This is a genomic window from Sodalinema sp. (genome assembly GCF_046483825.1).
Lineage (GTDB): Bacteria > Cyanobacteriota > Cyanobacteriia > Cyanobacteriales > Geitlerinemataceae > Sodalinema.
The window spans coordinates 1-9924 of record NZ_JAWOCL010000115.1 but is presented as its reverse complement, the minus strand read 5'-3'; the positions used below and the strand labels follow the sequence as shown (position 1 = coordinate 9924).

The 9924-nt window shown below is 55.2% G+C and carries 7 protein-coding genes and 1 pseudogene; 4 read left to right on the top strand and 4 right to left on the bottom strand.

The window, feature by feature from the left end; genetic code table 11:
• Window positions 1-270: DUF2887 domain-containing protein (locus R6U67_RS07290; protein ID WP_410251928.1), on the top strand; the 270-nt coding region annotated here is incomplete at its 5' end.
• A gap of 81 nt (window positions 271-351) precedes the next feature.
• Here R6U67_RS07290 and R6U67_RS07285 read toward each other — a convergent pair.
• From R6U67_RS07285 to galT, 3 genes and pseudogenes are all read right to left on the bottom strand, one after another.
• Complete coding sequence (locus tag R6U67_RS07285; protein WP_410251927.1) at window positions 352-2508, bottom strand: pentapeptide repeat-containing protein; 2157 nt, start codon at window positions 2506-2508, stop codon at window positions 352-354.
• Window positions 2509-2599: 91 nt separating this feature from the next.
• Window positions 2600-3763: pseudogene (locus R6U67_RS07280) on the bottom strand (RNA-guided endonuclease InsQ/TnpB family protein); the annotation flags it as partial.
• A 134-nt stretch (window positions 3764-3897) separates the two neighbouring features.
• Complete coding sequence (gene galT / locus R6U67_RS07275) at window positions 3898-4938, bottom strand: galactose-1-phosphate uridylyltransferase (protein ID WP_410251926.1); 1041 nt, start codon at window positions 4936-4938, stop codon at window positions 3898-3900.
• 70 nt (window positions 4939-5008) lie between these two features.
• On the opposite strand from galT, the gene R6U67_RS07270 reads away from it, so the two are divergent.
• Complete coding sequence (locus R6U67_RS07270) at window positions 5009-5401, top strand: RidA family protein (RefSeq protein WP_410251925.1); 393 nt, start codon at window positions 5009-5011, stop codon at window positions 5399-5401.
• Between the two features lie 165 nt (window positions 5402-5566).
• On the opposite strand, the gene R6U67_RS07265 is transcribed toward R6U67_RS07270, so the two are convergent.
• The gene (locus R6U67_RS07265; RefSeq protein ID WP_410251924.1) at window positions 5567-5761 is read right to left on the bottom strand and encodes a hypothetical protein; all 195 of its coding nucleotides are present in this window, start codon (window positions 5759-5761) and stop codon (window positions 5567-5569) included.
• Window positions 5762-5862: 101 nt separating this feature from the next.
• On the opposite strand from R6U67_RS07265, the gene R6U67_RS07260 reads away from it, so the two are divergent.
• A complete protein-coding gene (locus R6U67_RS07260; RefSeq protein WP_410251923.1) occupies window positions 5863-7881 on the top strand; it encodes an FAD-dependent oxidoreductase in 2019 nt (672 codons plus the stop codon).
• Window positions 7882-7917: 36 nt separating this feature from the next.
• Window positions 7918-9867: a heavy metal translocating P-type ATPase gene (locus tag R6U67_RS07255; RefSeq protein ID WP_410251922.1), complete on the top strand. Its 1950-nt coding sequence runs from the start codon at window positions 7918-7920 to the stop codon at window positions 9865-9867.
• Window positions 9868-9924 lie beyond the last annotated feature (57 nt).

Below are 9924 nucleotides of genomic sequence, written 5' to 3'. Positions count from 1 at the left end.
CCAGCCACGCCGCTACAACGAGATCTGATTGACTTGATTGAAACCATTGTCGTTTACAAGCTTCCCGAAGCCAGTCGCGAGGAGATTGCTCAAATGTTAGGAATTACGGATTTGAAACAAACCCGCTTTTATCAAGAGGCTTTTTTGGAGGGTCAAGAAGCCGAACAGCGAAAGTTAATTCGACGGCTGCGCGATCGCAACTATTCCCCGGAAGACATCGCACAACTGCTTGATGTATCCGTTGAGGAGGTGCAACGGTTGTTGACGTAAGTGTGACGCGGGGGTGGCCGGCTGGGGGTTGAGACACTCGGTTTCTGCCAGAAACCGGGTGTCGGGGTGGAGCGCGTGAAATTAAGGACAATCGGGATGAATCGCCCCTCGATCGCACAGAAACGCCACCGCGTCCCGGTCTAAATTACGCGCTCGACTAAAGTTAACCCCCTCCACAAAACTGAGAGGCCCCGCCTCAGGAGAACGCACGACAAATTCACTCTCCTCCTCGGACTCGTCCGCCTCCCAGGTAACATCCTGAAAATCTGCCCCCGCAACATTGGCCCCCCGTAAATCCGTCCAAGTTAAATCACTCCCGTGGAAACTGGCATATTCTAAATTGGCGCGGCGCAGGTTGGCCCCCGAGAGATTGGCTTGACGGAAATTGCTGTTGCTCAAATCCGCCTGGGAGAAGTCTACCCCGGCTAAATCCGCTCCCTGCCAATTGGCTTGACTGAGATTGGCCGCCGTCCAGAGACTGCCCCCAGCGCGAACCTGAGTGAGACTCGCTCCCTGTAAATCGGCATTAGTGAAGTCAGCGGCGTTCAAATCGGCGCCGGTGAAACTGCTGTGACGTAAAGACGCACCCTCGAAATTCGCCCCCACCAGTTGCGCAGAACTAAAATTGGAACCCGTTGCACTGACAAAGCGAGCATCAGCGTGATTGAAATTGGCCTGCATGAAGTTACTGCGGTACATCCAGACTTGAGTGAGAGTGGCCCCGGCGAAGTTGCCATAACTCAAATCCGCTCCTGACAAGTCAGCAATCCAATCATCATAAGTGCCGAAGCGGCCATCATCCCCGGCCCCGTAGAACTGACTCCCCTGGAAGCTGGCCCGGCTGAGAACCGAACCCCGAAAGCGAATCCCGGCTAAATCGACTCCATCTAAGATGAGAGTGAAGGGAACATCCGTCACCGCTTGGCCCAAATGGGTGCGGCTGAGATCAGCGGTGGGGAGTTCGCCACTGTGGTTGCTGAGGATGGTGGCGATCGCCCGCTGGGTGGCCCGCAGACGACGAGCGAGGAGGGCTTTTTCCTGAGCAGTTCCCCCATACTCGAGGGAGTCTAACTGAGTTTTCAGAGATTGATTGAGGCGGCGTAGTTCCAGAATGGCGGCTGTCCCTTGGGAGGCGATCGCCTGTTGCGTTGCATCAATCAACTCCGGCTCCGTTTCTTGGCCTAATAAGTCCACCAATAGGGACAAGGCCCGAGGATCATTCAAGGTTCCCAGAGCCAAAATGGCATTTTTACGCTCATCGGGCGCTCCGGCGGCGGGAGTCAGTTTGCCGACGAGGGACAAGAACATCTGATTATCCTGTTCCTGAAACTCCCGTGAGTTGGCCTGTTGTTGAATATAGACCTGTGTGCCGACAAAGGTTCCCAAGACCGCTGTTAGACAAAACAGCAGCACTAACAATAAGGTGGTGGCAGGGTTGCGGAGCATCCAAAACCAGAGACTGGCCCCGGCCCGAGGTCGCGGTTCCGGGTGGGGATACACAACGATCGCCTCAACGGCTTCCCCCTCGACCTGAGTCCAATGGCCATCGCGCTCTAACTCCTCCTGTTGCCAATCTCCGTAGGGATTGTCCAGAGCATCCAAAATGTAGGTGCGGGCGATGTTGTCGTGAAAAGCCCGTCCTTGACGATTAAAGCGAGAGGCCAGGCCATCCACCACCAACATCACCCCGGTCAGCCCCAGCAAGATGCCTAAATCAGGGAATGCCCCGGTCAGACGCCACAGCACCCAAGCACTGCCGCCAAACAGACCCCAGCGGGCGATCGCCTCCCGTAGCAACACCTGAACCAGACTCGGGGCCGCCCCTTGAGCGGTCACCACCTTGACCCCAAACCAGCGTTTTGGATCGGTTTGTCCGGTTTGACAGAGTAAATAAATCTGCCAACCTCCCGCCAACAGGGGCATCAGCAACGCCCCCGTCCAAAAGAGATTGGTTAGGGGCGACACATTGCGATTAGGTTGGCGGACAGGAAGACTCAGCACCCGGGCAATACGGTCTTCTGTGGCGGCTAACAGGGGACTCAGGGGAACCGGCTCACCAATCTCTCGTTGAGTGGCGTAAGCCCCGAAGCCATAGGGAATCCCGGCACTACCGACAATGAAGGACACTTCCACGACAAAGGCGCAACCTCGACGCACGAGAATCGGGAGTTGTCGCACGGTACTGCGCCACCAGGGCGCGAGACGTCGTGGAGCGAGAGGGGTCGAAGGGCTGGCCATAGAACAATCGGTAGATGGCGTGAGGGATGGTTTTATGTGAACTACCACTCATCAATCGCCTCGCGATGATGAGTGGCTTCGAGCGGAGCGTGGGAATTGCCTCGGAAAGCGTCGAACGAATTCGACCTCCCTTTGGCCTTACATTCCCTCCACTCGCAGAAGCCCCGGTTCCCGAGGCCAAAATCCGCAAGCCTTCATTTTTAACATTGATTGCCGCATTGATGTCTCGGTCGTGAATCTGCCCACATTGCGGACATTCAAACGACCGCACATCGAGTCCCATCTTGGGGAGCGGCAACAACGTTTCAGAGCAAAGGTGAGTACTGGGGAAGAATCGATCCACTTCTAGATAGACCTTCACTTCTCCCTCAGACTTATATTTGACCATCGTCGAGAACCTCCCCCAACCCACATCGCTGATCGCTTTGGCGAGGCTATGGTTCCTAACCATGTTCTTGACGGCTAGATTTTCCACCACAATCACTTGGTTTTCGTTAACTATCTTGCGGGATAGCTTGTGGAGAAAATCGGCTCTAGAGTTGGCAATTTTACTGTGAACTCGCGCCACGAGCCGTCTGGCTTTTTGGCGAGAGTTCGACCCTTGCTGTTTCCTCGACAGTTTTCGCTGTTTGCGTTTGAGGTTACGCTCGTGCTTTTTAAGGTGACGGGGATTGTTGTATTTTTCGCCGTCAGACGTCACGGCAAAGTGTTTCAACCCCAGATCGATACCGATGGCCTTTCCGTCGGCATTCGGTGCGGGTTTGTCCGAACCGTCATCGATCACGATTGAAGCGTGATAACGACCGTCAGGGTTGCGACTGACGGTTACGGTTTTGATTGTCCCTTCAACCCAACGATGAACGCGACAATACACCTCTCCGATTTTGGGAAGGTGCAACGTATGGCCGTCGAGTCTGACGTTTTGCGGGTATTGAAGGGATTGCCGCCTGTGCTTGCTCTTGAAACGTGGATATCGAGCGCGTCCTTCAAAGAAGTTGACGAAGGCTCGCGAGAGGTTAAGTACCGAACTTTGTAGACATTGAGAATAAGTTTCTCCTAGCCACTCAAGCTCTCGCTTCCATTGGGGAAGCATTTTTTTGAGTTCCATCCCCGAGATGCCTTTCCCGGTTTGGCGGTAGGCTTCCGTCGTCATTTGCAAAGAACGGTTCCACACCAAACGGCAGCAGCCAAAGGCTTTCGCTAGGGCGACTTCCTGCTTTTGGGTGGGATAGATTCTTAGCTTGACGACTTTCATTAGAGACGGCGAGCTTTGTACTAAGGCTAAGATAACAGACCGAACGGCTTACCCGCCACTTTGACGCCGCGTACAGGCTGCGCTTCAATCGGAGATTAGAAACGCAGGATTCTCGCGGGATTGCTAAAAGGGTATCAGCGATCGCCCCCAGAATCGTCACCCAAATCGGCAGTCGACTCCCCGACGGAAATCGATCGCAGAAACTCAGCACTGGCTTCTGGGAGTGTGGTATTGATATACATCCCACTTCCCAACTCAAACCCCGCCGTTAGAGACACCCGAGGAATCACCGCCACATACCAATGGAAATAGTTAGTGCGATGTTCATCGCTGGGAATCGAGCGAATGGTGTAATTGTAATCAGGATTGTGCAACCCTACATAGAGTTTCGCCAAAACCGTGCGTAGGATTTCCGCTAAATCCTCAATCTCGTGATCCAGGATATCCTCAAAAGAGGAGGCATGGCGGCGGGGAAAAATCCAGAGATGGAAGGGAGAGAGGGCGGCGTAGGGGATAAAGGCGACGAAATGCTTGCTTTCACAGACAATGCGATCGCCCGCCTTGAGTTCTTCGGCCAACGTCCGGCAAAAAATACATTCCCCCCAATCATCAAAATAACGGATTGCCTCCTGAGTCCGCAGTCGCAGTTGATTGGGCACAATGGGAGTCGCCGCAATCTGGGAGTGGGGATGTTCGAGGGAGGTTCCCGCACCTCGACCATGATTTTTGAAGATGACAATGGTAGAAATCCTCGGATCTTTGCGTAGGTGGCGATAGCGTTCCCGATACATCCGCAGTACATCGGCTATATCCGTCAGGGATAGCAAAGCCAGAGTCACATTATGGTGGGGATGTTCGATGATCACCTCATGAAACCCCACCGCCGTCAGAGAACGGTAGATCTTACCCCGCTGTCGGATCACCTCACCTTCGGGGGACAGGGCCGGATATTTATTCAACACCGCCCGCACCCGCCAGCCGCGACGATCTGAAAGAATCGCCGTTTCTACCCCCGTCCGGGCCTCGTTTCCGGCGCAGAAAGGACAGTCCTCGCGATAGGGGGGCAAATCCGCTGGGGCGGGCCGCTGTTGGTTAAACTCATCGGGGCGATGGGCGCGATCGGTGGCGATAATCACCCAATCTCGGGTAATGATATTATGGCGCAGCTCATTCATCAGCTTGGTTGAACGAAGATTCAGCTATAAAATAGCGTGACATAATCCCATCACTTTACCTGTACCCTGAATGCGTCAGATTATCCGTACCGACAACGCCCCCGCTCCAGTTGGCCCCTATAACCAAGCGGTCCTCGCCACGGGGAAACTCCTGTTTGTGGCTGGGCAAATTCCCCTCAATGCTCAAGGTGAACGGGTCGCGACCGGTGATATTAAGGGGCAAACGAAACAAGTCCTAGAGAATCTTCAGGCAATTTTAACAGCGGCGGGAGCCAGTTTTTCGGATGTGGTAAAAACCACGGTTTTTTTGGCAGATATGAATGAGTTTAGTGAGATGAACAGCATCTATTCTCAGTACTTCGATGAGGCGAATGCCCCAGCCAGGGCGGCAGTTGAGGTGGCACGACTCCCGAAAGATGTACGAGTTGAAATTGAATGTATTGCGATGGTTGCTGATGATTAAACTTGGGTAAATGAAGTTTAAATCTGCGATTTTTTCGACGGTTTTGGCTGACTATTCTGGTGGGCAACGGTCGGGGGTGTGGCGGCTTAAATACATCGCTGACCATCGCCGCTAGATATCTCTCGGGCTGGACGTCTCAGGCGGCAGAGCCGCCGGTCGAGCGTGTCACGGCTGGAGCCGTGACACGAGGAGTGGGGAGGCGGGGAGGTGGGGAGGCGGGTCTGACTTGCCCTCCAGGGAGGAATGCCCGTAGGGCGGGGTGAGTTTTTGGGTCATCTGGGGGGACTGTGCCAGTTGCTGAAAGCGACCCTGAGGGGCGATCGCCACAAGCCCCCCTTGCGCTATACTCCAGGTTTTCATAAAGACCCTGGAGTTGCTCTCGTTTGTGAGGGCAACAACCCAGCAACTTAGAACCTAAAAAAACACTGAAACCCAGACAAAATCCAGGTTTTATCGTCGCCATGTTGCATCGTTTCTCGGTTGTCTCCCTCCTCCTGACTCCCCTCCTCACTCTAACCGTCAGCCCCCTCTCCTACGCCACTCCCCCTCGGGAGGCTGATCGACAAGAAACCTGTGACCTCCTCGTTGCGGGGGGTGGACTCTCCGGGGCCGCCGCCGCCTATGAAGCCCTACAGTTAGGGAAAACAGTTTGTCTGACGGAAATCACCGACTGGGTGGGGGGGCAAATCTCGGCCCAGGGAACCTCGGCCCTCGATGAACGCGATACTCAACGCCATCTCCTCTTCTATCCCCGAGGCTATCTGGCTCTACGCTCGGCTATCGAAGACCATTATGGAATGCTCAATCCCGGTGCGTGCTGGGTGAGTGAATCCTGTTTTATGCCCTATGACGGTCATAACCTCCTGTTTGAATTGCTCGAAGATGCGGCCAAAGCGGGACGGGGAACGTTACATTGGTTCCCCAATACGGTCATTAAGGACCTCACCTATAATGCTGCGGGAAATCAAATCACCTCGGCCATGGCGATTCAGCATCAACCGCAAGCCGATGCCCCTCCCCTTAATAGTTTGCCGCTGTCGGCCACCATTGAAGATGCTTTCGGTTATGAGGACTCAGATCTCTTTGAGAAAACGATTATCGAGTTTCGTCCCCAGTCCCCGGATGCAACCCCCAATTCTCCCGATTGGTATGTGATTGACGCCACGGAAACCGGGGAGTTGATTGGTTTGACGGATGTTCCCCACCGTCTGGGGATTGACCCCCGCTCCTTCCTCGAACCCACGTCATCGAGTGAAACGGGAGACCCCTACTGCACTCAAGGCTTCACCTATACGTTCGCGATGGAAGCGACGGAAGAGCCGCAAGAGCATCAGCTTCCTGACTTTTATGAACAATATGAACCCTATTACAGTTATGAACTCGAACGACTGGCGAACTTCACGCTTGTGTTTACCTATCGCCAAATCCACAGCATGAAACCCAAGGAATCTCGTCCGGGAAATGTGCGGGAGTACCCCATCTATCCGGGGGATATCTCGATGCAGAACTGGACTTGGGGCAATGATTACCGTCCGGGAACGGCGGAGGATAATCTGATTTATACCCGCGAGCAACTTCGGGACCGGGGACAGTTAGATCCCGGCGGCTGGTTGGGCGGGTTACGGACGGAAAGCCTACGCCGGGGTGAGGAGAACGCGATTGGCTATTTCTATTGGCTCGTACAGGGAACGACGGATTCTCAGTTGGGGGAGGGGGTTAAGGAACCTCACCCCAATCATCGCTATTTGAGTGGCTTTGACTCGCCGATGGGAACGGCTCATGGTCTCTCGAAATATCCGTATATGCGGGAGGGACGGCGGATTATTGGGCGACCGGGGTTTGCTCATGCGGATGGCTTTACGGTTTGGGAAGTGGATATTACGATGGCGGATTTTCGGGATGAGTTTTATGAGAATGCTCTGACTCCGGCGGCGTTACGGCATTTGTGGGCGGTGTTGTCGGGAGTCGATGCGGCGGGGATTGCGTCTCGGGAATTGTCTCGGGAGGAGGTGACACGGCGATCGCGGGCCACGCTCTTTCCCGATACGGTGGGGATTGGCCATTATGCGATCGATTTTCACCCCTGTATGGCGTTGAGTCCCCCAGAAGCCCCTGGAAATTACGAGCGGCCTGGGGAACGACGGGGCCAAGGACGGGCCTTTCCCTTCCAAATTCCGCTACGGGCTTTGATTCCCCAACGTTTGGATAATCTCTTGGTGGCGGGTAAGAGTATCGCCACGAGTCACATTGCGGCGGCGGCCTATCGGGTTCACTCGTTTGAATGGTCGGCGGGTGCAGCGGCGGGAACGACGGCGGTGTTTGCCTTGCAGCAGGATCTCGCTCCCTATGAGTTGGTGGATCATCTCCCCTACCCGGAACCGCAGTTAGAAACCTTGCAACGGCAACTGTCGGAGAATGGTAATCCGGTGATGTTCCCGGATACGTCAATTTTTAATCACACGTGGGATGAGTGGCGTTGATAGACTGAACATTAAACGTTAATTCATGGTTTCGCGATGAGTGCTTCGTCCGGTTGCGGCTGTCAAGAGACGGCCAGTTCCCCGTCTCAGGATCAGGTTAATCGCTTCCCCTGGGAAGAGTTTGGACTCTTGGGGGTCGCGATCGCCTGGTTTGGGGTTGGCCTGGTCCTTTCGGTACGGGGACGATTGCCCCTCTGGGGGGAATGGTTGTGGTTTATCCCCGCCTATCTCTGGGTGGGTTGGGGAGTGCTGACGACGGCGGGCCGACGACTGCTGAAGGGAAAGGCCCTCGATGAGAATTTCTTGATGACCATTGCCACCCTGGGGGCGATCGCCATCGGCGAATTGCCCGAAGCCCTAGCGGTGATGCTGTTTTACCGCTTGGGGGAAGCCATCCAAGATCTGGCGGTCGATCGCTCGCGTGATTCGATTCGCGCCCTGTTGGAGATTCGCCCCGATCTCGCCAACCTGAAAACGGCTGAGGGCCTCGAACCGGTCTCCCCTGAGTCCGTGGCGGTGGGGGCGGAGATTCTCGTTAAACCCGGTGAGCGGGTTCCCCTAGATGGGGAGGTTCTCTCCGGGGAGAGTTATCTCGATACCTCGGCTTTAACGGGGGAATCCGTCCCCCGTTCGGTGAAACCCGGTGAGGGGGTGTTGGCGGGGTCGATTAACCAAAACGGCGCCTTGACGGTGCGGGTGACTCGTCCCTTTGGGGAATCGTCCCTGGTGCGGATTCTGGAGTTGGTGCAACAGGCCCGCCAGCAGAAAGCCCCGACGGAGAAGTTTATTAGCCGGTTTGCGCGTCGTTATACGCCGATTGTGGTGGCCTTGGCCTTGGCGATCGCTCTGATTCCGCCTCTACTGGGGGGGAGTTTGACGCAATGGGGTTATCGGGCTTTGGTGTTGTTGGTGATCTCTTGCCCCTGTAGCTTAGTGGTCAGTATTCCTCTAGGGTATTTTGGAGGCATTGGCGGGGCGGCAAAACAAGGAATTTTGTTGAAAGGATCGGTGTTTCTCGATCGCCTCACGGACGTCTCAACGGTGGTCTTTGATAAAACGGGAACTCTCACCGAAGGCAGTTTTGAGGTGACTCAGGTTGAGGCAAATCCGCCCTGGGATGAGGAGATGCTACTCCATTACAGTGCGATCGCCGAGTCCCAATCCACTCACCCCATCGCTCAATCGATCAGCCGGGCTTGGACTGGCCCCCTCGACTCCAACTTGTTGCAAACGGTTCAGGAATATCCCGGCCGGGGCTTACGAGCAACCTTGACAAATTCTAAAGTTTGTGATATAGCCATCGGCAATGAACGGCTTTTCCAAGAGTTGGGCCAAGAGTTGGGCCTAGCCCCTTTGTCGACGTCCCAAGGCTCAGGAACCCGAGTGCGGGTAGCCTTTGATGGCCAAGATGCGGGAACCCTTGAGGTGGCCGATCGCCTGCGAGAGGATGCCCCCCAAGCGATTCAGGACTTACGAGATCAGGGCATTCAACGGATTATTCTGCTCACCGGAGACAATAAAACCGTGGCCCAAGCCGTGGGCGATCGCCTCGGCCTCGATGAGGTTTATAGCGAACTGCTCCCGGAGGACAAAGCCAAGCTCCTAGAGCGGTGGCTACGTGAGCCGAGAGGACCGGGAGCGGTGATTTTTGTAGGAGATGGCATTAACGACGCGCCAGCCCTAGCCCTGGCGGACGTAGGGGTGGCTATGGGCGGAGGGGGAGGGGGTTTAGGCTCCGATGCCGCCATTGAAACGGCTGATGTGGTGTTAATGGAAGATTCCCCGGCCAAACTGGTGCAGGCGATCGCCATCTCCCATCGCACTCGCACTATTGTCTGGCAAAACATCATTCTTGCCTTTGCGATTAAACTACTGGTGATTATCCTAGGAACCCTCGGTTTAGCGGGACTCTGGGAGGCCGTTATTGCTGATGTTGGCGTGGCCCTAGTCGCGGTAGCGAATGCAACCCGAGCGGCGAAGGGATAAGAGGGCAAGAGGCAAGGGGCAAGAGGCAAGAGGCAAGAGGCAAGAGGCAAGAGGCAA